The organism is Pseudomonas sp. IT-P74, from assembly GCF_949768175.1.
Lineage (GTDB): Bacteria > Pseudomonadota > Gammaproteobacteria > Pseudomonadales > Pseudomonadaceae > Aquipseudomonas.
The window spans coordinates 115537-138804 of record NZ_CATKQD010000005.1; the positions used below are offsets into that span (position 1 = coordinate 115537).

16 protein-coding genes are annotated in these 23268 nt (G+C 60.3%); 10 read left to right on the forward strand and 6 right to left on the reverse strand.

Annotation, left to right across the window (positions count from 1 at the left end; translation table 11 throughout):
• Positions 1-95: 95 nt before the first annotated feature.
• Together ACM6J5_RS05130 and acnA are read right to left on the reverse strand one after the other, a co-directional pair.
• The gene (locus tag ACM6J5_RS05130; protein ID WP_414927948.1) at positions 96-887 is read right to left on the reverse strand and encodes a lysostaphin resistance A-like protein; all 792 of its coding nucleotides are present in this window, start codon (positions 885-887) and stop codon (positions 96-98) included.
• Between the two features lie 145 nt (positions 888-1032).
• The gene (gene acnA, locus ACM6J5_RS05135; RefSeq protein WP_095943296.1) at positions 1033-3774 is read right to left on the reverse strand and encodes an aconitate hydratase AcnA; all 2742 of its coding nucleotides are present in this window, start codon (positions 3772-3774) and stop codon (positions 1033-1035) included.
• A gap of 298 nt (positions 3775-4072) precedes the next feature.
• Between acnA and rlmM the strand changes: the two genes are divergently transcribed.
• Together rlmM and tusA are read left to right on the forward strand one after the other, a co-directional pair.
• A complete protein-coding gene (gene rlmM / locus ACM6J5_RS05140) occupies positions 4073-5146 on the forward strand; it encodes a 23S rRNA (cytidine(2498)-2'-O)-methyltransferase RlmM (protein WP_095943297.1) in 1074 nt (357 codons plus the stop codon).
• 169 nt (positions 5147-5315) lie between these two features.
• Complete coding sequence (gene tusA / locus ACM6J5_RS05145) at positions 5316-5567, forward strand: sulfurtransferase TusA (RefSeq protein WP_015095965.1); 252 nt, start codon at positions 5316-5318, stop codon at positions 5565-5567.
• Between the two features lie 130 nt (positions 5568-5697).
• On the opposite strand, the gene ACM6J5_RS05150 is transcribed toward tusA, so the two are convergent.
• On the reverse strand, positions 5698-7107 hold the full coding sequence (locus ACM6J5_RS05150; protein WP_414927949.1) for an MATE family efflux transporter: 1410 nt from the start codon (positions 7105-7107) through the stop codon (positions 5698-5700).
• 242 nt (positions 7108-7349) lie between these two features.
• Here ACM6J5_RS05150 and pdxB point away from each other — a divergent pair, with 242 nt between their 5' ends.
• Positions 7350-8492, forward strand: a complete 1143-nt coding sequence (gene pdxB / locus ACM6J5_RS05155; RefSeq protein ID WP_150671815.1) for a 4-phosphoerythronate dehydrogenase PdxB — start codon at positions 7350-7352, stop codon at positions 8490-8492.
• A gap of 113 nt (positions 8493-8605) precedes the next feature.
• Here the strand turns inward: pdxB and ACM6J5_RS05160 are convergent, their stop codons facing one another.
• Positions 8606-8785, reverse strand: coding sequence for a PA1571 family protein (locus ACM6J5_RS05160; RefSeq protein WP_095943300.1), 180 nt, complete (start codon positions 8783-8785; stop codon positions 8606-8608).
• 251 nt (positions 8786-9036) lie between these two features.
• Here ACM6J5_RS05160 and ACM6J5_RS05165 point away from each other — a divergent pair, with 251 nt between their 5' ends.
• Complete coding sequence (locus ACM6J5_RS05165; RefSeq protein ID WP_172435329.1) at positions 9037-10818, forward strand: ABC transporter transmembrane domain-containing protein; 1782 nt, start codon at positions 9037-9039, stop codon at positions 10816-10818.
• A 106-nt stretch (positions 10819-10924) separates the two neighbouring features.
• Here the strand turns inward: ACM6J5_RS05165 and ACM6J5_RS05170 are convergent, their stop codons facing one another.
• Entirely contained in the window at positions 10925-12853 is a 1929-nt protein-coding gene (locus ACM6J5_RS05170; protein ID WP_150671814.1) for a transglycosylase SLT domain-containing protein, read from the reverse strand.
• 214 nt (positions 12854-13067) lie between these two features.
• Between ACM6J5_RS05170 and ACM6J5_RS05175 the strand changes: the two genes are divergently transcribed.
• A complete protein-coding gene (locus ACM6J5_RS05175) occupies positions 13068-14987 on the forward strand; it encodes an ATP-binding cassette domain-containing protein (RefSeq protein ID WP_414927950.1) in 1920 nt (639 codons plus the stop codon).
• Positions 14988-15177: 190 nt separating this feature from the next.
• Here ACM6J5_RS05175 and ACM6J5_RS05180 read toward each other — a convergent pair whose 3' ends face one another.
• On the reverse strand, positions 15178-15618 hold the full coding sequence (locus tag ACM6J5_RS05180; RefSeq protein ID WP_046041383.1) for a universal stress protein: 441 nt from the start codon (positions 15616-15618) through the stop codon (positions 15178-15180).
• Positions 15619-15722: 104 nt separating this feature from the next.
• Here ACM6J5_RS05180 and ACM6J5_RS05185 point away from each other — a divergent pair, with 104 nt between their 5' ends.
• The 5 genes from ACM6J5_RS05185 to topA all read left to right on the forward strand — a co-directional run bounded on the left by ACM6J5_RS05185 (position 15723) and on the right by topA (position 23205).
• Positions 15723-16160, forward strand: coding sequence for a hypothetical protein (locus tag ACM6J5_RS05185; RefSeq protein WP_095943303.1), 438 nt, complete (start codon positions 15723-15725; stop codon positions 16158-16160).
• A 616-nt stretch (positions 16161-16776) separates the two neighbouring features.
• On the forward strand, positions 16777-18924 hold the full coding sequence (gene fadB, locus ACM6J5_RS05190) for a fatty acid oxidation complex subunit alpha FadB (protein ID WP_414927951.1): 2148 nt from the start codon (positions 16777-16779) through the stop codon (positions 18922-18924).
• Positions 18925-18953: 29 nt separating this feature from the next.
• Complete coding sequence (gene fadA, locus ACM6J5_RS05195; RefSeq protein WP_008023006.1) at positions 18954-20129, forward strand: acetyl-CoA C-acyltransferase FadA; 1176 nt, start codon at positions 18954-18956, stop codon at positions 20127-20129.
• 97 nt (positions 20130-20226) lie between these two features.
• Positions 20227-20463, forward strand: coding sequence for a DUF1653 domain-containing protein (locus ACM6J5_RS05200; RefSeq protein ID WP_095943355.1), 237 nt, complete (start codon positions 20227-20229; stop codon positions 20461-20463).
• Between the two features lie 114 nt (positions 20464-20577).
• Positions 20578-23205 carry a type I DNA topoisomerase gene (gene topA / locus ACM6J5_RS05205; RefSeq protein WP_414927952.1) on the forward strand — a complete coding sequence of 876 codons (2628 nt, stop codon included), beginning with the start codon at positions 20578-20580 and terminating at the stop codon, positions 23203-23205.
• Positions 23206-23268: the final 63 nt, after the last annotated feature.

The window sequence follows — 23268 nt, forward strand, 5'->3', positions numbered from 1 at the left end:
ATCCGCAAGGCTTTCAAGTGCTGTATCGGCAAGGTCGACGGATTGTTGAGATTATTTTTCGATAATCGGCAATGCGTTGCAAAATGACCCTTGCGTCAGCTGGCGAGCATCGGATAGGTGAACAGACCGAAGTGCAGCAGGTTCAGGCCAAAATGAGTAGCGATGGCTGCTGTCAGTCCTCCAAAACGGTAGGCCAGGCCATAGCCGATCCCGGCCAGGCTGGCCAGCAGGACCCATTGCCAGCCAGCACCGGCATGCGCCAGGCCAAAGATCAGCGAAGCCAGGAGCAGCGCAAAGTTTTCACCATGACGCAGATTTTTCAGCCAGCGACTCAGGCCGCTCTGGATGTAGCCGCGAAACAGCGCCTCCTCGACCAGTGTCACCAGCAGCAGATTGTTGAGCAGCCAAAACCAGGCGGCATCCGGCCATTTCGGTGCCCAAGCGACGACACCCAGCAACAGCGCACCACCCAAGGCCAGCACTGCACTCAGGGGTAGCGCCAGTGCGGTGGCAAACAGGATCGATCGAAACGAGCGCCGACCGACAAGCCATGGGCAGACCAGTAACAGCCAAAATCCGATCAGGGGTTTGTCAAGGTTTGCGTACATGGTAAATGGCACTGCGTCGTCGGTGAAACGCTGCGTGGCGATGATTGGGCCGTTGTAGAAATCGGGCCACCAATGCGTCGCCAGGGTCAGAGCTAGAATGATGAATAGGCCATGGCCTACGTATCGACCGAGCTGAAGCGTTTGCTGGCTAGCGGCAAAACCGGAAACCAACAGCAAAACAATAGGAATCGCCGCCGGCCAACTCATACTGCTGAAGTCCAGTGCCAAGTAGTAGCCGATGGAGAGGAGGGCCAGAAAAGTCCTTGGCAGAGCAAACATTGAAAGTCCTTGTGTCGAAATTCTGTGGATTCCCCCAGCCCCCAGTGGTAGCGAGTGTCGGGCCAACATCAAGCAGAGCGAGATTATAGGGGGGTGGTCACAAACAAAAACACCGCCCGAAGGCGGCGTTTGTATCAGCGCATGCCTAGGAGGCAATCAACTGCCGCAACACGTAATGCAAAATCCCTCCGGACTTGAAGTACTCCACCTCATTGAGCGTATCGATGCGGCACAACACCTCGATCTTCTCGCTGCTACCGTTTTCGCGAGTGATGACCAGCGTCAGGTTCATCCGTGGCGTCAGCTCGACGCCGGTCAAGCCGAGGATGTCCAGGTTTTCACTGCCATTGAGGTTCAGGGTCTTGCGGTTCTGATCCAGCTTGAACTGCAACGGCAGCACGCCCATGCCCACAAGGTTGGAGCGGTGAATCCGTTCGAAGCTTTCGGCGACGACCGCTTTCACCCCCAGCAGGTTGGTGCCCTTGGCGGCCCAGTCGCGACTCGAGCCGGTGCCGTATTCCTGGCCGGCGATCACCACCAGCGGCGTGCCTGAAGCCTGATAGCGCATGGCGGCATCGTAGATCGACATTTTCTCGCCGGTGGGAATGTAGCGAGTGTTGCCGCCTTCTTCGCCGCCGAGCATTTCGTTGCGTATGCGGATGTTGGCGAAGGTGCCGCGCATCATCACTTCATGGTTGCCACGCCGCGAGCCATAGGAGTTGAAGTCTCGCGGTTCCACGCCTTTGTCGCGCAGGTATTGCCCTGCCGGGCTGTCGACCTTGATGTTGCCGGCCGGGGAGATGTGGTCGGTGGTCACCGAGTCGCCGAGCAGTGCGAGGATTCTGGCGCCGTTGACATCCTTGACCACGGGCGGTGGGCCACCGATGTCGTCGAAGAACGGCGGATGCTGGATGTAGGTCGAGTCGTCCTGCCAGACATAGGTCGCCGCCTGCGGGACCTTGATCGCCTGCCATTGCGCGTCACCGGCAAACACTTCGGCGTATTCCTTGTGGAACATGGCGGTGTTGACCTGATTCACGGCGTCGGCAATTTCCTTGCTGCTGGGCCAGATGTCCCGCAGGTAAACCGGGTTGCCATCCTTGTCCTCGCCCAACGGCTCGCGGCTGATGTCGGTGCGCACGGTGCCGGCCAGCGCGTAGGCGACCACCAGTGGCGGGGAGGCCAGCCAGTTGGTTTTCACCAGCGGATGCACCCGGCCTTCGAAGTTGCGATTACCCGAGAGCACGGAGGCCACGGTGAGGTCCGCTTGCTGGATGGCTTTCTCGATGGGTTCCGACAGTGGTCCCGAGTTGCCGATGCAAGTGGTGCAGCCATAGCCGACCAGGGCAAACCCCAGTTCATCGAGGTAATGGGTCAGGCCGGCCGCCTTGTAGTAGTCGGTGACCACTTTCGAGCCGGGGGCCAGCGAGCTCTTCACCCAGGGTTTGCGTTTCAAGCCTTTTTCCACAGCCTTCTTCGCCACCAGCCCGGCGGCCATCATCACGCTGGGGTTGGAGGTGTTGGTGCAGGAGGTGATCGCGGCGATGACCACGGCGCCGTTTTTCAGGCGATAGGTCTGGCCTTCGTAATCGTAATCCGCTTCACCGGCCATATCGGCATTGCCGACGGCAACACCACCACCGCCTTCGCTTTCCAGGCGGCCTTCTTCCTTGCTGGTGGGCTTGAATTGCAGGTCGGTGAAGTCGCTGAACGCTTGCGCAACATTCGGCAGCGACACCCGGTCCTGTGGGCGTTTTGGTCCGGCGAGGCTGGCTTCGACGCTGCCCATGTCCAGCGCCAGGCTGTCGGTGAACAGCGGTTCCTGGCCGGGCAGGCGCCACAGGCCCTGGGCCTTGCTGTACGCCTCCACCAGTTGCACCGTTTCCAGGGGGCGGCCGGACAGGCGCAGGTACTCCAGTGTGATGTCGTCCACCGGGAAGAAACCGCAGGTGGCGCCGTATTCCGGGGCCATGTTGGCGATGGTCGCGCGGTCGGCCAGGGGCAGGTCGGCGAGGCCATCGCCATAGAACTCGACGAATTTGCCCACCACGCCTTTCTTGCGCAGCATCTGGGTCACGGTCAGCACCAGGTCGGTGGCGGTGATGCCTTCCTTGAGCTTGCCGGTGAGTTTGAAGCCGATGACTTCCGGAATCAGCATCGACACCGGTTGCCCGAGCATCGCCGCTTCCGCCTCGATACCGCCGACGCCCCAGCCGAGCACACCGAGGCCGTTGATCATGGTGGTGTGGGAATCGGTGCCCACGAGGGTGTCGGGGAAGGCGTAGGTGCGGCCGTCCTCGTCCTTGGTCCAGACCGTTCGGCCGAGGTATTCAAGATTGACCTGGTGGCAGATCCCGGTGCCCGGCGGCACCACGCTGAAATTATCGAAGGCACTCTGGCCCCAGCGCAGGAACGCATAGCGCTCGCCATTGCGCTGCATTTCAATGTCGACGTTCTGCTCGAAGGCGCTGCTACTGGCGAACTTGTCGACCATCACCGAGTGGTCGATTACCAGGTCCACCGGTGACAGCGGATTGATCCGTTGCGGATTGCCGCCGGCCTTGGCCATCGCCGCGCGCATGGCGGCCAGGTCGACCACCGCCGGTACGCCGGTGAAATCCTGCATCAGCACCCGCGCCGGGCGGTACTGGATTTCGCGGTCGGAGCGACGCTCCTTGAGCCACGCGGCGAGCGCCTTGAGGTCGGTGCCGGTGACGGTTTTTTCGTCCTCCCAGCGCAGCAGGTTTTCCAGCAGGACTTTCAACGACATCGGCAACCTGTCCAGATCGCCCAGGCTTTTGGCGGCGTCGGGCAGGCTGAAGTAGTGGTAGGTCTTGTTGCCGACTTGCAAGGTCTTGAGCGTTTTCAGGCTATCGAGGGACGGCATTGCGATCACTCCTTTGAGTCCGCACGGCTACGGACTGAGGGGACGGGCAGAACATTAAACCTAGCCCTGTTTTCAGTAGCTGGCTAATAACTGGACTCTATGGACAAGCTCCAGGTTCCGATCTCGGCTATCATGCGCCGGTTTTCGTGACAGGCTTTGCTTCAACGCAAGCGGTCTCTCTTTGTGGGAGCGAGCCTGCTCGCGATGGACGTTAACGATAACGCGTGTTTCCTGAGTAAACGCGCCGCCCTTGAGTCCATCGCGAGCAAGCTCGCTCCTACAGGGTCTAGGAGTAAGAATGAACACCCTATTCATGCATTGCCGGCCGGGCTTCGAAGGCGAAGTCTGTTCCGAGATTTCCGACCTCGCCGCGCGCTTGAACGTAGCCGGTTATGCCAAGGCCAAGGCCGCCACGGCTTGCGCCGAATTCGTCTGCACCGAAGAAGACGGCGCCGAGCGCCTGATGCGCGGGCAGCGTTTCGCCGAGCTGATCTTCCCGCGCCAGTGGGCCCGGGGAATCTTCATCGATCTGCCGGAAACCGACCGCATCAGCGTGATCCTGGCGCATATGGCGGACTTTCCGCTGTGCGGCAGCCTGTGGCTGGAAATGGTCGACACCAATGACGGCAAGGAACTGTCGAACTTCTGCAAGAAATTCGAAGTGCACCTGCGCAAGGCGCTGATGGCGGCCGGCAAGCTGGTGGAAGATGCCCACAAGCCGCGTCTGTTGCTGACCTTCAAGAGCGGCCGCGAAGTGTTCATGGGGCTGGCGGAGTCGAACAACTCGGCGATGTGGCCGATGGGCATTCCCCGTTTGAAGTTCCCCCGCGAGGCGCCGAGCCGTTCGACCCTCAAGCTGGAAGAGGCCTGGCACCACTTCATCCCGCGCGACCAGTGGGACGAGCGGCTGCATGGTGACATGACCGGCGTCGACCTCGGGGCCGCCCCCGGTGGCTGGACCTGGCAACTGGTCAACCGCGGCATGCTGGTGACCGCCATCGACAACGGCCCGATGGCCGAAAGCCTGATGGATACCGGTCTTGTGCAGCATTTGATGGCTGACGGTTTCACCTTCAAGCCCAAGCAACCGGTGGACTGGATGGTCTGCGACATCGTCGAGAAGCCGGCACGCAACGCCGCGATGCTGGAGGAGTGGATCGGCGACGGCCATTGCCGCGAGGCGGTGGTCAACCTCAAGTTGCCGATGAAACAGCGCTACGCCGAAGTGAAGCGCTTGCTCGAGCGCATTGCCGATGGCTTCAAGGCCCGGGGCATCAAGGTCGAGATCGGCTGCAAGCAGCTGTACCACGACCGTGAGGAAGTGACCTGCCATTTACGTCGGATTGATGTGAAGAAGCCGAAATCCCGCTGAAACACCGCAACCCCCTGTAGGAGCGAGCCTGCTCGCGATGAGGCCATTACATTCAACATCTTTGTTGATTGACCCACCGCCATCGCGAGCAGGCTCGCTCCCACAGGTGCCACAGATGACGTTACACCCGGCAATGCGCGACAATGCCGGCCAGTTTCAGGAGTGAATCATGAGTGAAATGCTTGATACGCCGGTAGACGGCACCCTCGATGCCACCGGCCTCAACTGCCCCGAGCCGGTGATGATGCTGCACCAGCACATCCGTGACCTGGTGCCCGGCGGCCTGCTCAAGGTGATCGCCACCGATCCGTCGACCCGTCGCGACATTCCCAAGTTTTGCGTGTTTCTCGACCATGAACTGGTGGCGCAGCACGAAGAGGAAGGCACCTACCTCTACTGGATTCGCAAGAAGTCCGTTTAAGTTCGCATCATGACGCAACTGTAGGAGCGAGCTTGCTCGCGAAAAAAACGAAAGCGCCGTTGGGCATCTGGTTTTACGCGTTACCGTTCACGACCTTCGCGAGCAAGCTCGCTCCTACAATTTTCGCAAGTCAACCCGCCGAGCGGCTGATACGAATCCGTTTGCGCGCACTGCGCGTCAGGCGAAACGACAGCATCAGTGCCGCGCAGCTCAAGCCCACGATCAAGCCCTGCCACAGCCCGCTCGGGCCACTCGGTGTACCGAACCAGTCGGTCAGGCCGAGGGCGTAACCCACCGGCAAACCGATACCCCAGTACGCGAACAATGTCAGGAACATCGTCACCCGGGTGTCCTGATAACCGCGCAATGCACCGGCGGCGGTCACCTGGATCGCGTCGGAAAACTGGAACAGCGCCGAATACACAATCAGCATCGCCGCCACTCGGATCACGGTCGGGTCGGCGGTGTAGATCGCGGCGATGTGTTCGCGCATCAACAGCATCATGCTCGCCGAAAGACACGCGTAGGCCAGTGCGGTGCCCATGCCAACCCCGGCCGCGAAGCGTGCCTCGCGCGGTTCCTGGCGTCCGAGGGCCTGGCCGACCCGAACCGTCACGGCCATGCCGAGGGAGTAGGGGATCATGAACACCAGTGAGCTGAAGTTCAGTGCGATCTGGTGTCCGGCCACGACAGTGGCGCCGAGGCTGCCGATCAGCAGGGCGATCACGGCGAAGATGCTCGATTCGGCGAATACCGCGATGCCGATGGGCAGGCCGATGCCCAGCAGGCGTTTGATCACCGACCACTGCGGCCAGTCGAAACGGCTGAACAATTGGCTCGATTTATAAGCCGGTGCCCAGCGTTCCCATCCGGCGATGCCCAAGGTCATCACCCACATCACGATGGCAGTGGCCCAGCCGCAGCCGACGCCACCCATGGCCGGGACGCCAAAGTGGCCATAGATGAAGATGTAGTTCAGTGGAATGTTCAGGGCCAGGCCGCACAGGCCAAGCACCATGGCCGGGCGGGTGCGGCCCAGACCGTCACTGAAACAGCGCAATACGCAATAAAAAGCTGTGGCGGGAAGGCCGCTGGCAATACCGTTCAGGTATTGCATGCACGGGCCGATCAGCTGCGGGTCAACCTTCATGATGTGCAGAATGGGTTCGGCGTTCAACAATGCAGTCGTTGCCAAGAGCCCGACCAGCAATGCCAGCCACAACGCCTGTCGAACCAGTGGACCGATTTCACTGTGAGTGCCGGCCCCGAAACGCTGGGCGACTTTGGGGGTAGTGGCCAGCAGGGTGCCGGTCATCAGCAGAAAGACCGGCACCCAGATCGAGTTGCCCAAGGCAACCGCCGCGAGGTCGCGAGGACTGAATCGGCCTGCCATCACCGCATCGACGAAACCCATCGCCGTAGTAGCGAGCTGCGCGATCATGATCGGTAGCGCCAGGCCAAGCAGCGTCTTGAGCTCCAGGCGAATCCGGGCCGGGCGGGAAAGGGGGAGGGCAGTAGGGTGGTCGGTTACGGAGTTCAAGGGCGAAACGTCCAAAAATTTGCGAAGCACAGGCGCGCATTCTACGCGTTGACGCGCCAGTCAGGAAAAGACCCGTGTTGTGGATTTGTAATCAAAGTTTGAGTGCGAAACGATTCCTTGTGGCGAGGGGGCCTGTCGGAGCGCCGAACCGACAAGCCCCCTCGCCACAAAGGACGCGCAATGCTTGCTGGCTCACAACGGCCATCTACGCCTAAACTGCCGATCCGCCAAAGGAGCCTGCCATGCTGATTGTTGCCGACGAAAATATCCCCCTGCTCGATGCCTTCTTCGGAGGTTTCGGTGAAATCCGCCGGGTGCCGGGTCGCGCCATCGACCGTGCCACGGTCGAGCAGGCCGATGTGCTGTTGGTGCGTTCGGTGACCAATGTCAATCGCGCACTGCTTGAGGGCAGCAAGGTGCGCTTTGTCGGTACGTGTACCATCGGCACCGATCATCTGGACCTGAATTATTTTCAGCAGGCCGGTATCACCTGGTCCAGCGCCCCGGGCTGCAATGCCCGAGGCGTGGTCGACTATGTGCTCGGCAGCCTGCTGACCCTGGCCGAAATCGAGGGTGTCGACCTGACCCGGCGCACCTACGGTGTGATCGGTGCCGGCGAAGTGGGCGGACGGCTGGTCAAGGTCCTGCAAGGCCTGGGCTGGAAGGTGCTGGTGTGCGATCCGCCTCGGCAAGCTGCGGAAGGGGGGGATTACGTCAGCCTCGAGCAGATCATCGATGAATGCGATGTCATCAGCCTGCACACGCCATTGACGAAACAGGGTCAGCAATCGACCTGGCACTTGTTCGATGAAAAACGTCTGAACCAGCTCAGGTCCGGCACCTGGCTGATCAATGCCAGTCGCGGGCCGGTGGTCAACAACGCGGCCCTGCGCGACGTGCTGCTGGAGCGCGAAGACCTGCAAGCGGTGCTCGATGTCTGGGAAGGCGAGCCTGAAGTCGACGTGGCGCTGGCCGAACTCTGCGTGCTGGCAACGCCACACATTGCCGGTTACAGCCTCGACGGCAAGCAGCGGGGTACCGCGCAGATTTATCAGGCGTATTGCGATTTCCTCGGGCAACCGGCCCGCGTCAGCCTGGGCGATTTGCTGCCGGCACCGTGGCTGTCGCACGTGACCCTCAATGCACAAAGCGACCCGGCCTGGGCGTTGGCGATGCTGTGCCGTGGCGTGTATGACCCGCGACGTGACGATGCCGATTTCCGTCGCAGCCTTGTCGGCAGTGTCAGCGAGCAGCGAGCGGCATTCGATGTGCTGCGCAAGCAATACCCGTCGCGCCGCGAGATCGATGGATTGCAGGTGCGGATCGAGGGGGATGCGCCGCAGTTGCAGAGGATTGTGGCGGCGCTGGGGGCGACGGCAATCTGATAGACCGTGGCGGCCCTATCGCGAGCAGGCTCGCTCCCACAGGAGCCGGATTGGATAAGCAGGCATAAAAAACCCGGCCAACAATGGGCCGGGTCAAGAAGACGGTGGCTATATCACCTTTGTTCGGCAGGTTTGACCAATCGCTTTTCCAGTTCGCTGCAAGCTTTCTGGATCATCTTTTCAGTGATCGGTACTTCGCGACCCTGCTCGTCAATAATCGAGCAACCCAGAGACTGGTCTGGTTGCGTGCGGATCACTTGAATTTTGTCATCGCTGCTGTGTTGCAAGGACATGGCCTGTCTCCTCATCAGGTTGTTAGCTTACTGTAGAACCGCCAGGTGACCGGGCTATGACAACTCCCTGCGATCTTTCCGGGGGGACAGAACCAGTCCAGCAGAAATGCCTTCGCCTGGCTACCCGAACTTTAGACCAATAGTGTCTAGCCTCTAGTGTTGGTGGACATAATTAACCCGACTCATTGTGATTTGCAGCGAGCCACCCCATTGAGCGGTATAGGCTGACCCTAATGACCGCCTTGTCCAGGATGATTACGATGCTCTCTGCCCGCCACCGCCGTGCCATTCGCCTGGCCAGTCGCTTCATCGCGCCGTATCGCTGGCAGGCCTTTGGCGCCTTGCTGGCGTTGATCGTCACCGCCGGTATTACCTTGTCCATGGGGCAGGGTATCCGCCTGCTGGTGGACGACGGGTTCATGACCCAGTCACCGCATCTGCTCAACCAGTCCATCGGTCTGTTCATGTTACTGGTGGCGGGATTGGCCATCGGAACCTTTGCGAGGTTTTACCTGGTGTCGTGGATCGGCGAGCGCTGCGTCGCCGACATCCGCCGCAACGTGTTCAATCATCTGATTTATCTGCACCCGGGGTTTTACGAAGACAATCGCAGCTCGGAAATCCAGTCCCGCCTGACCGCCGACACCACGCTGCTGCAATCGGTCATCGGCTCTTCGCTATCGTTGTTCCTGCGCAATCTGCTGATGGTGGTCGGCGGGATCGTCCTTTTGTTCATTACCAACCCCAAGCTCACGAGCATCGTGGTGGTTGCCTTGCCTCTGGTGATCGCGCCGATCCTGATCTTCGGTCGCCGGGTGCGTAACCTCTCACGCTTGAGTCAGGACCGGATTGCCGACATCGGCAGCTATGTGTCGGAAACCCTGGGGCAGATCAAGACCGTGCAGGCCTACAACCATCAGTCCCAGGACGAGCGCCGGTTTGCCGTGGCGGTGGAAGAGGCGTTCAACACCGCATGCAGGCGCATCTTCCAGCGGGCCTGGCTGATTACCCTGGTGATCGTGTTGGTCCTGGGGGCGGTCGGGGTGATGCTCTGGGTTGGAGGCATGGATGTCATCGCCGGGCGAATTTCCGCCGGCGCACTGGCGGCGTTCGTGTTCTACAGCCTGATCGTCGGCAGCGCGTTCGGCACGTTGAGTGAGGTGATTGGCGAGTTGCAGCGGGCAGCCGGCGCCGCCGAGCGGATTGCCGAGTTGCTGCGTTCGGAAAACATCATCCTGCCGCCGGTGGCGGGCGCGGTAAAACTGCCGGAGCGGGTCGATGGCCAACTGCAACTGCACAATGTGCGTTTTTCCTACCCGTCGCGCCCGGAAAGTTATGCCGTCGACGGGTTGAGCCTGACCGTCAATGCCGGTGAGACGCTGGCGCTGGTCGGGCCATCGGGGGCCGGAAAATCCACGGTGTATGACTTGCTGCTGCGTTTTTACGACCCCGCCGAGGGTCGCATCCTGCTCGATGGCGTGCCGTTGACTCAACTCGATCCGCTGGACCTGCGCCGCTGTTTCGCCCTGGTGTCGCAAACCCCGGCGCTGTTTTTCGGCAGCATTGAAGAAAACATTCGCTACGGCAATCCGCAGGCGACCTTGGCCGAGGTGCAGGAAGCGGCAAAAATCGCTTACGCCCATGACTTTATCGAAGCCATGCCCAATGGTTACCAGACTCATCTGGGTGACGGCGGTCTCGGCTTGTCCGGCGGCCAGCGTCAACGCCTGGCCATTGCCCGCGCGCTGCTGGTGGACGCCCCGATCCTGCTCCTCGACGAAGCCACCAGCGCCCTCGACGCCCAGAGCGAGCACCTGATCCAGCAGGCGCTGCCGAGCCTGATGAAAAACCGCACCACCCTGGTGATCGCCCATCGCCTGGCCACGGTGAAAAACGCCGATCGCATCGCAGTGATGGATCAGGGGAAGCTGGTAGCGGTGGGCACGCATCAGGAGCTGATTGCCAGCAACGCGTTGTATGCGCGGCTGGCGGCTTTGCAGTTCAGTGACGGCAAGGTTGCCACCGAACTGTAGGCGCTGCCGCAGGCTGCGATCTCTTGATCTTTGCGCCTTCAAAGCCCCTGAAAAAAATGCCCGCATCGTTTGATGCGGGCATTTTTTAGAGCACCGGCGTTACCGGTCATTGATCATCAAAATACCGCTCATGCCAGTCCACGATCGGCTGCGGTAAGTTGAGCTTCTCACCGTAGATCACCGAATACGACAGCACGTTTTGCACGTACTGGCGGGTTTCGTCGAACGGAATGCTTTCTACCCACACGTCGAAACTCAGGTGGTCGGCACCGCGCAGCCATTGGCGCACGCGGCCGGGGCCGGCGTTGTAGGCGGCGGAGGCGAGGACGCGGTTGCCGTTGAACTGGCTGTGTACCTGGCTCAGGTAAGCGGCACCGAGCTGGATGTTCTTGTCCGGGTCGAACAGTTGCTGTGGCGAGCTGTAGGGGATGCTGAACTTGCGTGCGGTTTCCTTGGCGGTGGCGGGCATCAGTTGCATCAGGCCCGAGGCGCCGACCCCGGAGCGGGCATCTTCCATGAAGGCGCTTTCCTGGCGAGTGATGGCGAACGCCCAGCTCGGATGCAGGCCGCGATTCTTCGCTTCACGCACCAGCGTGTTGCGGTGGGCCATCGGGAAACGGATATCCAGATCGTCCCAATACTGCGCCTGGCTGATGGTGCGAATAGCCGGGAAGTACCATTTCAGGTCGTACGCCAATTTGGCCTGGGCAACCATCTCGTCGCGGCTGAAGTGGCGGCTGACGTGGTACCACTCGCGGCGACCGTCGACGATTTGCCCGCGAGCGTGGAACTCCAGGGCGCGACGTATGCCGGGGGTGTTGCGCACTTTATTGATCAGCGCCTGGCTCATCACCAGCGGCTTGTTGTTCAGCGAATAGGGTGATTGCGAGCGATCCGCCGCAAGGAATCCATAGAAGTCGCGCTCACGAGCCACGCTTCGATAAAGGGTCTGGGCTTCCGGATTCTGCGGTTGCGCCAGCTCCAGGGTGCGGGCCTGCCAGTAACGCCAGCGGTTGGTGGTGGCCAGGTCCTGGGGCAGGCGACGGGTCAACTGATAGGCATCGTCCCAGCGCGCCAGGCGCAGGAGCAGGCGCAAGCGCCATTCCGAAACCGTGTTGTCGCGCAGCTCCGGGTCGTATTTGGTCATGACGTCCAGGGCTCGACCGTCGAAACGTTTGGCGAGGGTCAGCCCGATTTCCCGTGCGATCGCCACTTTTTCATCCCGGGAGAAATGCATGCTGCTGGCATAGCCGTCGAGCAGGTTCATGGCCTTGTCCGGGTCCTGGCGGGCCAGGCGGCGAAGGCCGAGGCTGACCACGTCGGACATGGCTTCATCGGCCGGGGTGAAGCGTGACGGCTGGTTGAGCAATTCCGGCTTCTGCGCCACGTCCACCAGCAAGCGACCGCGAGGGGCGAGGGTGGACATGCCGTTGACCAGGCTGTTGGCCAGTGGGTAGTTGCGCGCCTGGGCGGCGAGTTTGGCGCGTTCCCAACGCTTTTGCTCGGTCAACTGGCCATCGGCGGCCCACATGCCGAACAGGGCATCGCAGGCTTCGGGCTGGGATTTACCGGTCAGCCAGAGCTTTTCGGTGTTGGCATAACCTTCGGCCTTGAGGTTGTGGCTGATCTGGTACTGCGCATTCAGGCAGTCCAGTTCGGTGAAGTTCATTTTCGGGTCGTAGTACTTGACGAAGGTCGCCCAGTCGCCACGGTCCGCCAGCCAGCGCAACCAGCGCAGCTTCATCCAGTTGGCCTGGGGCAGGTCGCCGTGTTCGGCAAGGAACTTCTCGATTTCGGCGTTGCTCGCGGTTTTCAGGCGCGCGGTCAGCTCGTCGTACGCCAGGTACGGTTCCAGCGGATAATCGGCGAGGGCCTGGCTGTAACGGAAATACGGGCCACTATCGCCCTTGGCCAGGGCACGCTTGGCTTCATCGTAATACTGGCGTTGGGTGGACAGGTCCACCGCCTGAGCGGATTGGACGGCAGCGGCAGACAGTAAAAAAGCAGATAAAAGATTGAAAAGGCGACTGCGCATGAGACATCCGGGCAGAGAAAATCATGACAAGCGCGGGCCTGGCCCGCGCTGAATTGCCTGTAGCTTAGCCTTTTGCCAGCAGCCGGTGAAAGCTTTGCGGGTCTTCCCGCATCAGTTCGCAACATTTGTCATGCAGAGTGCTACGAGAGTGAAATTGCCGGCCTTCTGAAGCCTCAAGTCAGGTAGAATGCGCGCCCGGTTTTTGGAGAAGCTCATGACCCTGCTCAAATTCAGCGATGTGTCCCTTGCTTTCGGCGCTATGCCGTTGTTGGACAAGGTGTCCTGGCAGATCGCCCGTGGTGAGCGGGTGTGCATCATCGGCCGCAACGGCACTGGCAAGTCCAGCATGATGAAGCTCGTCAAGGGCGACCAGAAGCCCGATGACGGCTCCGTTTGGCGCGCGCCCGGGCTCAAGATCGGCGAATTGCCGCAAGAATTGCCGGTGGCCGACGAGCGGACAGTGTTCGACGTGGTGGCCGAAGGCCTGGACGGCGTCGGCGCCTTGCTCGCCGAATATCACCACCTGAGCCAGAACATCGTCACCGACGCCGATCTGGACAAGCTGATGCACGTCCAGCACGACCTCGAAGCCCGCGATGGCTGGCGCTTGCAGACCCTGGTCGACAGCACCCTGAGCCGCCTGCAGCTGCCGGCCGACAAGACCCTCGCCGAGTTGTCCGGCGGCTGGCGTCGTCGCGTCCTGCTGGCCCAGGCCCTGGTGTCCGAGCCGGACTTGCTGCTGCTCGACGAACCGACCAACCACCTGGACATCGGTGCCATTGCCTGGCTTGAAGAAGCGCTGAAGGATTTCCAGGGCGCCGTGCTGTTCATCACGCACGACCGTTCTTTCCTGCAGAACCTGGCCACCCGCATCCTCGAACTGGATCGCGGTGGCCTGATCGACTGGAACGGCGACTACGCCAGTTTCCTCGTGCACAAGGAAGCTGAGCTCGCTGCCGAAGCCACTGCCAACGCGCTGTTCGACAAACGTCTGGCCCAGGAAGAAGTGTGGATTCGCCAGGGCATCAAGGCCCGTCGTACCCGTAACGAAGGTCGTGTCCGTGCACTGAAAGCCTTGCGTGTCGAGCGCAGTGAGCGTCGTGAGCGTACCGGCAAGGCCAACATTCAGTTGGATACCGCCGACAAGTCCGGCAAGCAGGTCATGGTGCTCGAGAACGTGAGCTTCGCTCACCCGGGCGGGCCGTTCCTGATCAAGGACTTCTCCATGGTGCTGCAGCGCGGCGACCGTATCGGTCTGCTCGGCGCCAACGGTACCGGCAAGACCACGTTGCTGAAGCTGATGCTCAGCGGCTTGCAGCCGACCAGCGGCAAAGTGGAAGAGGGCACCCGAATCGATGTCGCCTACTTCGACCAGTTGCGCCATCAGCTGGACCTGGAAAAAACCGTGATCGACAACGTGGCCGAAGGTCGCGACTTCATCGATATCGACGGCCAGAGCCGCCACGTGCTGAGCTACCTCGGCGATTTCCTGTTCAGCCCGCAGCGTGCCCGCACGCCGGTCAAGGCGCTGTCCGGTGGTGAACGTGCCCGTCTGTTGCTGGCCAAGCTATTCAGCAAGCCGGCGAACCTGCTGGTACTCGACGAACCGACCAACGACCTCGACGTTGAAACCCTCGAGTTGCTCGAAGAGGTCTTGCTGACCTTCAACGGCACCGTACTGATGGTCAGCCACGACCGGGCATTCCTCGACAACGTGGTGACCAGCACCCTGGTCTTCGAAGGTGAAGGCAAGGTTCGCGAGTATGTCGGTGGCTATCAGGACTGGCTGCGTCAGGGCGGCTCGCCGCGCCTGCTGGGCGTGACCGAGAGCAAGTCTGGCAAGGCCGACTTGAACTCCGCAGTGGTGAAGGCCGAGCCTGCGCCGGTTGCGGCAGCCGTCGAAGCGCCAGTGGCGAAGAAAAAGCTCAGCTACAAATTGCAGCGCGAGCTGGAAGCGTTGCCGGGGCAGATCGAAGCCATGGAGCAGCAGATTGCCGTCGTTGAAGCGCAAATGGCGGATGCGGGCTTCTATCAGCGTCCTGCTGCCGAAACGGCTGCGGTGATTGCTCAGCTGGAGCAGTTGCAGGCTGAGCTCGACGTGATGGTCGAGCGTTGGGCCGAGCTGGATGCCTGATTGATCCGGTAACAAAAAAGCCCGGCGTTCAGTGATGAGCGCCGGGCTTTTCATATGAAATTGGATCGAAACGATCCCCTGTAGGAGCGAGCCTGCTCGCGATGGTCGTCAACGATGACACGGGGAACCTGACACCCCGTGGCGCTCTCGGGTTCATCGCGAGCGGGCTCGCTCCTACAGGGAGGTGTTGTCAGGATTTGTTTTGCAGGCGCACCGCCAGCACATCGCAAGGCGCGCCATGCAACACGTCATTGGCGGTGGAGCCCAGCAGCAGTGCCAGGCCGTGCCGGCCATGGCTGCCCACCACGATCAGGTCGCAGGTTTGCTCCTTGGCCAGGTGGTGGATTTCCTGGCGTGGCTGGCCGTAGGTCAGGTGGCTGTATTCCCTGGAGAGCTCCGGGTATTTCAGAATCAAGCGGTCAAGGCGCTCCTTGGCCTGATCGAACTGCTGCTGTTGCAGTTGTGACAGGTCCATTGGCACGTCACCACCGAAGGCCATCGCCATCGGCTCGACAATGTGCACCAGCGACAATTTCGCACCGTTGCTCACCGACAGTTCGCGAGCGCGGTGAATCACAGGGTCGCACTCTTCGGTCAGATCTACAGCGACCAGAATATGGTTGTAGGGCATGAGGTGCTCCTCCTGAGGGATGCAATATTGGTAAGTATGGCTGGTTTCAAGCGCATTGGTTCCAAAGTGACACAATGGGCTCATTCAAATTCGGGAGTACAGATATGACGGTCTGGATAGTGGTGTCAATCCTGCTGGTGGTGCTGAGCCCGCTGGCATGGTTGCGGCCGTCGCGAGTTCAGAGCGGGCGCATAGCCTTGCGGATGGAGGCCCGGCGCATCGGGCTGGCCATGCAATTGGCCCCTCAGGAGTGGCCGCACTGGCTCAGCCAGGAGCCGCCGAGCCCTTGCGCCCAGTACCATCGTCCGCGGCGTGGCACTCAGCCCGCGTGCTGGAGTTACTGGCAAAAATCCCCGGGTGTCTGGGTCAATCAGTGGCAGGAAATCTGTGAGGATCGGACGCTGCTCGATCATTTTGAAAAATTGCCGGGCAATGTCTTCAAGGTCGAGGCCGACAAACAAATAATCGCCTTGTATTGGGGCGAGAAGGGCGAGGCCGAAGTGTTGCAGCGGATCGATGCCACTCTCAAAGCCCTCGCCTGAACCCCACCCCCCCCTGTAGGAGCGAGCCTGCTCGCGATGAACCTGAGAGCACCACGGGGTGCCAGGCTTCCCGCGTCATCGTTGACGTCCATCGCGAGCGAGCTCGCGCCTGCAGGCGTTTTTCGCTGGCAATAAAAAGCCCGACAAAATCATCGGGCGGGTTGGCCAGGCAGGCCGGTAAATCGGTGTTGGCTGATCTTACGCTGAGCATTCGCCAAAAGCGTTCACAATTTTCCCCTTGGTTCCGCCAGCGTAGCTTGTTAAACACGGCTGCAGCGAATTAGGGCGATTTTTCTAACAATTGATTCTATGAATGACCTTGCATGTTTCGGCGTGTTTAAGGTCTTCGCAGTACGGATATGACCGGAAAGTCGCGTTTCAACCCGTGTTTCGGGCGATTGACAATTGTCGGAAATTCCGTGAAGGTGACGTACCCAAATCAAACGGGCGTATGAATTGAGCGTTTGTATTTCAGACCGCTCCTACAGAATCCCGACTATCGCGTTGGCGGGTGTGCCGGGGGAATGGGCGTAGCATTGACGATCGACGTCCCTGCCAAGCCATTCGCCTGCGTCCGACGTGTACTGTTCAGCTTCCATATCGTGGAGATCAGTTGATGATTTACGAAGGTAAAGCCATCACGGTTAAGGCTCTTGAAAGTGGCATCGTCGAACTGAAGTTCGACCTCAAGGGTGAGTCCGTCAACAAGTTCAACCGTCTAACCCTGAACGAACTGCGTCAGGCCGTAGACACCATCAAGGCAGATGCTTCGATCAAGGGCGTGATCGTCAGCAGTGGCAAGGACGTGTTCATCGTCGGCGCCGACATCACCGAATTTGTCGACAACTTCAAGCTGCCGGATGCAGAACTTGTTGCTGGCAACCTCGAAGCCAACAAGATTTTCAGCGATTTCGAAGACCTCAACGTCCCGACGGTTGTTGCCATCAACGGCATCGCGTTGGGCGGCGGTCTGGAAATGTGCCTGGCGGCGGACTACCGCGTCATGTCCACCAAGGCCAAGATCGGTCTGCCGGAAGTCAAGCTGGGCATCTACCCGGGCTTCGGCGGTACCGTGCGCCTGCCGCGCCTGATCGGTGCCGACAACGCCATCGAGTGGATTGCCGCCGGCAAGGAAAACCGTCCTGAAGACGCGCTGAAAGTCGGCGCCGTCGACGCAGTGGTTGATCCTGAGAAGCTGCAGGACGCCGCGCTGGAACTGATCAAGCGCGCCATCTCCGGCGAGTTCGACTACAAGGCCAAGCGCCAGCCGAAGCTGGAAAAGCTCAAGCTGAACGCTATCGAACAAATGATGGCTTTCGAAACCGCCAAGGGTTTCGTGGCCGGCCAGGCTGGCCCGAACTACCCGGCGCCGGTTGAAGCGATCAAGACCATCCAGAAAGCCGCGAACTTCGGTCGCGACAAGGCGCTGGAAATCGAAGCGGCCGGTTTCGTCAAACTGGCCAAGACCTCTGCCGCGCAGAGCCTGATCGGCTTGTTCCTGAACGATCAGGAACTGAAGAAAAAGGCCAAGGCCTACGATGAAATCGCCAAGGACGTGAAGCAGGCCGCTGTACTCGGCGCCGGCATCATGGGTGGTGGTATCGCCTATCAGTCGGCTTCCAAAGGTACGCCGATCCTGATGAAGGACATCAACGAGCACGGTATCGAGCAGGGTCTGGCCGAAGCCGCCAAACTGCTGGTCGGCCGCGTTGATAAAGGTCGCATGACTGCCGCGAAAATGGCTGAAGTGCTCAACGGCATTCGTCCAACCCTGTCCTACGGTGATTTCGGTCACGTGGACCTGGTGGTCGAAGCGGTCGTCGAGAACCCGAAGGTCAAGCAAGCCGTTCTGGCCGAAGTCGAAGACAAGGTCAAGGAGGACACCATCCTGGCGTCCAACACCTCGACCATTTCCATCACCTTGCTGGCCAAGGCCCTCAAGCGTCCGGAAAATTTCGTCGGCATGCACTTCTTCAACCCGGTGCACATGATGCCGCTGGTGGAAGTGATCCGTGGCGAGAAGTCCAGCGAGCTGGCGGTTGCCACCACCGTTGCCTACGCCAAGAAAATGGGCAAGAACCCGATCGTCGTCAATGACTGCCCGGGCTTCCTGGTCAACCGCGTCCTGTTCCCGTACTTCGGCGGCTTCGCCAAGCTGGTCAGCGCCGGTGTGGACTTCGTCCGTATCGACAAGATCATGGAAAAATTCGGCTGGCCGATGGGCCCGGCCTACCTGATGGACGTGGTTGGCATCGACACCGGTCACCACGGTCGTGACGTGATGGCTGAAGGCTTCCCGGACCGCATGAAGGACGACCGTCGCTCGGCCGTCGACGTGCTCTACGAAGCCAAGCGCCTGGGCCAGAAGAACGGCAAGGGCTTCTACGCCTACGAGACCGACAAGCGCGGCAAGCAGAAGAAGGTTGCCGATCCTTCGGTACTGGAAGTGCTCAAACCGATCGTTTACGAGCAGCGCGAAGTCACCGACGAAGACATCATCAACTGGATGATGATCCCGCTGTGCCTGGAAACCGTGCGTTGCCTGGAAGACGGCATCGTCGAAACCGCCGCCGAAGCCGACATGGGTCTGGTCTACGGTATTGGTTTCCCTCCATTCCGTGGCGGTGCGCTGCGTTACATCGACTCGCTCGGTGTGGCAGAGTTCGTTGCCCTGGCTGACCAGTACGCTGATTTGGGCGCGCTGTACCACCCGACCGCGAAGCTGCGCGAAATGGCCAAGAACGGCCAGAGCTTCTTCGGTTAAGCGCCCCCAACTAGAGTGAGAGTGAACTTATGAGCTTGAATCCTAGAGACGTCGTGATTGTCGACTTCGGTCGTACTCCGATGGGCCGCTCCAAGGGCGGCATGCACCGCAACACCCGCGCCGAAGACATGTCGGCGCACCTGATCAGCAAACTGCTGGAACGAAACGTCAAGGTCGACCCGAACGAAGTCGAAGATGTGATCTGGGGCTGTGTGAACCAGACCCTGGAGCAGGGCTGGAACATCGCGCGCATGGCATCGCTGATGACCCAGATCCCGCACACCTCGGCCGGCCAGACCGTCAGCCGCCTGTGTGGCTCGTCCATGAGCGCTCTGCACACTGCCGCGCAAGCGATCATGACCGGCAACGGTGACGTTTTCGTGGTTGGTGGCGTCGAGCATATGGGGCACGTGAGCATGATGCACGGTGTCGATCCGAACCCGCACATGTCGCTGTACGCGGCGAAAGCCTCGGGCATGATGGGCCTGACCGCGGAAATGCTGGGCAAGATGCACGGCATCACTCGCGAGCAACAGGACGCTTTCGGCGTGCGCTCCCACCAACTCGCCCACAAGGCGACCGTGGAAGGCAAGTTCAAGGACGAAATCATCCCGATGCAGGGCTACGACGAGAACGGTTTCCTGAAAACCTTCGACTACGACGAAACCATTCGTCCGGAAACCACCCTGGAAAGCCTGGCGGCTCTGAAGCCGGCGTTCAATCCAAAGGGCGGCACCGTGACAGCCGGTACCTCGTCGCAGATCACCGATGGTGCCTCGTGCATGATCGTGATGTCGGCGCAGCGCGCACAGGACCTGGGCATCCAGCCTCTGGCGGTGATTCGCTCGATGGCGGTGGCAGGTGTGGATCCGGCAATCATGGGCTATGGTCCAGTACCGGCCACACAAAAAGCATTGAAGCGCGCGGGTCTGGGTATCTCCGACATCGACTTCTTCGAGCTCAACGAAGCTTTCGCGGCACAGGCCCTGCCAGTGCTGAAAGATCTGAAAGTACTCGACAAGATGAACGAGAAGGTTAACCTGCACGGCGGCGCGATCGCTCTGGGCCACCCGTTCGGTTGCTCCGGTGCGCGTATCTCCGGCACTTTGCTCAATGTGATGAAGCAGAATGGCGGTACCTTCGGGGTAGCCACCATGTGCATTGGTCTCGGCCAAGGCATCTCCACCGTCTTCGAACGCGTTTAAGCGTCTCGTTGATGGAAGCCGGGGCCAAGTGCCCCGGTTTTTGTTTTTCCGGATTTATTTTGTTTTTATTTTGAAAAAATTCAGTGAGGGCCAAAACATGCCGATACAACCTGGGCTCTACGAACATTACAAAGGTCCGCAATACCGCGTATTCGCTGTTGCGCGGCATTCGGAAACCGAAGAAGAAGTGGTCTTCTATCAAGCCCTGTATGGCGATTACGGCTTTTGGGTGCGTCCCTTGAGCATGTTCCTGGAGTCCGTCGAGGTTGACGGTGAACAGGTGCCACGCTTTGCTTTGGTGCAGGCCGAAGAAAGCCTTTTCAACAAGCCATAAGCTGAGTGCGCGCAGATTCCTGCGCTTGACCTCACCTTGTTGCCACTATATATAGCGGTGCCGCGTCAGGCGCCAACCGCCTTTCACTTCTCGAATTCAGGAATTTTCTGATCCATGGGCAAATCGCTGGTCATTGTGGAATCCCCGGCTAAGGCCAAGACCATCAACAAGTATTTGGGCAACGAATACGTGGTGAAGTCGAGTATCGGCCATATCCGAGACCTGCCCACCAGCGGTTCGGCTAGCGCCAGCAAAGAGCCAGCCGCCAAGCGCGGCAAGGCTGCCGCGGGCGAAGGTCCGGTGCTCTCGCCGAAAGAAAAAGCGCGCAAGCAGCTGGTCGCGCGCATGGGTGTCGATCCGGACCATGGCTGGAAAGCCAAGTACGAGATCCTCCCGGGCAAGGAAAAAGTCATCGAAGAGCTGCGCCGGCTCGCCAAGGATGCTGACACCATCTATCTCGCAACCGACTTGGACCGCGAGGGGGAAGCCATTGCCTGGCACCTGCGCGAAGCCATCGGTGGTGACGACACCCGCTACAAGCGCGTGGTGTTCAACGAAATTACCAAGAAGGCGATCCAGGAAGCCTTCTCGAAACCAGGCGAGCTGGATATCGACCGCGTCAACGCCCAGCAGGCGCGTCGCTTCCTCGACCGCGTCGTGGGCTACATGGTTTCGCCGCTGCTGTGGGCCAAGATCGCTCGCGGTCTGTCCGCCGGTCGCGTGCAGTCGGTTGCCGTGAAGCTGGTGGTCGAGCGTGAACGTGAAATCCGCGCGTTCATCCCGGAAGAGTACTGGGAAGTGCATGCTGACCTCGGCACCGCCAAAGGTGCGACCGTGCGTTTCGACGTGGCTCGCGAAAAAGGCGAAGCCTTCAAGCCGCTCAACGAAACCCAGGCCATGGCTGCGCTGGAGAAGCTCAAGGCTTCCAGCTACAGCATCGTCAAGCGCGAAGACAAGCCGACCAGCAGCAAGCCGTCGGCGCCGTTCATCACTTCCACCCTGCAACAGGCCGCGAGTAACCGCCTGGGCTTCGGTGTGAAGAAAACCATGATGATGGCCCAGCGTTTGTACGAAGCCGGCTACATCACTTATATGCGTACCGACTCCACCAACCTCTCGGTGGATGCCGTGGCGATGGCGCGTACCTATATTGAAGGCGAGTTCGGCAAGAAGTACCTGCCGGAAATGCCGAACGTCTACAGCAGCAAGGAAGGCGCACAAGAGGCTCACGAAGCGATTCGTCCGTCCGACGCCAATACCGAGCCAAGCAAGCTGTCGGGCATGGAGCGTGACGCTGAGCGCCTCTACGAGCTCATCTGGCGCCAGTTCCTCGCTTGCCAGATGCTGCCGGCGCAATACCTGTCGACCACGGTCACTGTGGGCGCCGGCGACTTCGAGCTGCGCGCCAAGGGCCGCATCCTGAAGTTCGACGGTTACACCCGCGTCATGCCACAAATCGCCAAGCCGGGCGACGATGACGTACTGCCGGACATGGCCCAGGGCGACGCGATGAAGCTGATCAAGCTTGATCCGACCCAGCATTTCACCAAGCCGCCGGCGCGTTACTCGGAAGCCAGCCTGGTAAAAGAAATGGAAAAACGCGGCATCGGTCGTCCTTCGACCTATGCGGCGATCATTTCGACCATCCAGGATCGCGGCTACGTGGCGCTGCACAACCGTCGTTTCTACTCGGAAAAGATGGGTGACATCGTCACCGAGCGTCTGGCCGAGAGCTTCTCCAACCTGATGGACTACGGCTTCACCGCCGGCATGGAAGAGCATCTCGATGACGTGGCCCAGGGCGAACGCGACTGGAAAAACGTGCTCGACGAGTTCTACGGCGACTTCAAGAAGAAACTCGAAGTAGCCGAAAGCCCGGAAAGCGGCATGCGCGCCAATCAGCCGGTCATGACTGACATTCCGTGCACCACTTGCGGGCGGCCGATGCAGATCCGTACCGCGTCGACTGGCGTATTCCTCGGTTGCTCGGGCTACAGCCTGCCGCCGAAAGAGCGTTGCAAGGCTACCGTCAACCTGGTGCCGGGCGACGAAATCGCTGCCGACGACGAGGGTGAATCGGAGTCGCTGGTGTTGCGTGGCAAGCATCGCTGCCCAATCTGCAGCACCGCGATGGATGCCTACCTGCTCGATGAAAAGCGCAAGCTGCACATCTGCGGTAACAACCCGGATTGCGATGGCTACGAAATCGAAGAGGGCACCTATCGCATCAAGGGCTACGAAGGTCCGAGCCTGGAGTGCGACAAGTGTGGCAGCGAGATGCAACTCAAGACCGGCCGTTTCGGCAAGTTCTTCGGGTGCACCAATGCCACCTGCAAGAACACCCGCAAACTGCTGAAGAGCGGTGATGCGGCACCGCCGAAGATGGATCCGGTGAAGATGCCTGAGCTGAAATGCGAAAAGGTCAACGACACCTACATCCTGCGCGACGGTGCATCCGGCCTGTTCCTGGCGGCTAGTCAGTTCCCGAAAAACCGCGAGACCCGTGCTCCGCTGGTGATGGAAATCATTCCGCACAAGGACGAGATCGATCCGAAGTATCACTTCCTCTGCGAAGCGCCGAAGAAGGATCCGGATGGTCTGCCGGCAGTGATCCGTTACAGCCGCAAGACCAAGGAGCAGTACGTGCAGACCGAAGTCGACGGTAAGCCGACTGGCTGGAAAGCGTTCTACGACGGCGGCAAGTGGGCGGTCGAAGATAAACGCCCGGCTGCCAAGGCGTAAGATAGCAAGACCCCTGTAGGAGCGAGCTTGCTCGCGAAGGACGTGAGAGCAACGTGGGTATTC

What these genes read in the sequence shown, in the direction of transcription:
- topA (WP_414927952.1), top strand. Translation starts at nt 20,578, where the DNA reads ATGGGCAAATCGCTGGTCATTGTGGAATCCCCGGCTAAGGCCAAGACC.
- ACM6J5_RS05175 (WP_414927950.1), top strand. Translation starts at nt 13,068, where the DNA reads ATGACCCTGCTCAAATTCAGCGATGTGTCCCTTGCTTTCGGCGCTATG.
- ACM6J5_RS05165 (WP_172435329.1), top strand. Translation starts at nt 9,037, where the DNA reads ATGATTACGATGCTCTCTGCCCGCCACCGCCGTGCCATTCGCCTGGCC.
- fadA (WP_008023006.1), top strand. Translation starts at nt 18,954, where the DNA reads ATGAGCTTGAATCCTAGAGACGTCGTGATTGTCGACTTCGGTCGTACT.
- ACM6J5_RS05160 (WP_095943300.1), bottom strand. Translation starts at nt 8,785, where the DNA reads ATGTCCTTGCAACACAGCAGCGATGACAAAATTCAAGTGATCCGCACG.
- pdxB (WP_150671815.1), top strand. Translation starts at nt 7,350, where the DNA reads ATGCTGATTGTTGCCGACGAAAATATCCCCCTGCTCGATGCCTTCTTC.
- ACM6J5_RS05185 (WP_095943303.1), top strand. Translation starts at nt 15,723, where the DNA reads ATGACGGTCTGGATAGTGGTGTCAATCCTGCTGGTGGTGCTGAGCCCG.
- rlmM (WP_095943297.1), top strand. Translation starts at nt 4,073, where the DNA reads ATGAACACCCTATTCATGCATTGCCGGCCGGGCTTCGAAGGCGAAGTC.
- ACM6J5_RS05200 (WP_095943355.1), top strand. Translation starts at nt 20,227, where the DNA reads ATGCCGATACAACCTGGGCTCTACGAACATTACAAAGGTCCGCAATAC.
- ACM6J5_RS05130 (WP_414927948.1), bottom strand. Translation starts at nt 887, where the DNA reads ATGTTTGCTCTGCCAAGGACTTTTCTGGCCCTCCTCTCCATCGGCTAC.
- fadB (WP_414927951.1), top strand. Translation starts at nt 16,777, where the DNA reads ATGATTTACGAAGGTAAAGCCATCACGGTTAAGGCTCTTGAAAGTGGC.
- ACM6J5_RS05170 (WP_150671814.1), bottom strand. Translation starts at nt 12,853, where the DNA reads ATGCGCAGTCGCCTTTTCAATCTTTTATCTGCTTTTTTACTGTCTGCC.
- acnA (WP_095943296.1), bottom strand. Translation starts at nt 3,774, where the DNA reads ATGCCGTCCCTCGATAGCCTGAAAACGCTCAAGACCTTGCAAGTCGGC.
- ACM6J5_RS05180 (WP_046041383.1), bottom strand. Translation starts at nt 15,618, where the DNA reads ATGCCCTACAACCATATTCTGGTCGCTGTAGATCTGACCGAAGAGTGC.
- tusA (WP_015095965.1), top strand. Translation starts at nt 5,316, where the DNA reads ATGAGTGAAATGCTTGATACGCCGGTAGACGGCACCCTCGATGCCACC.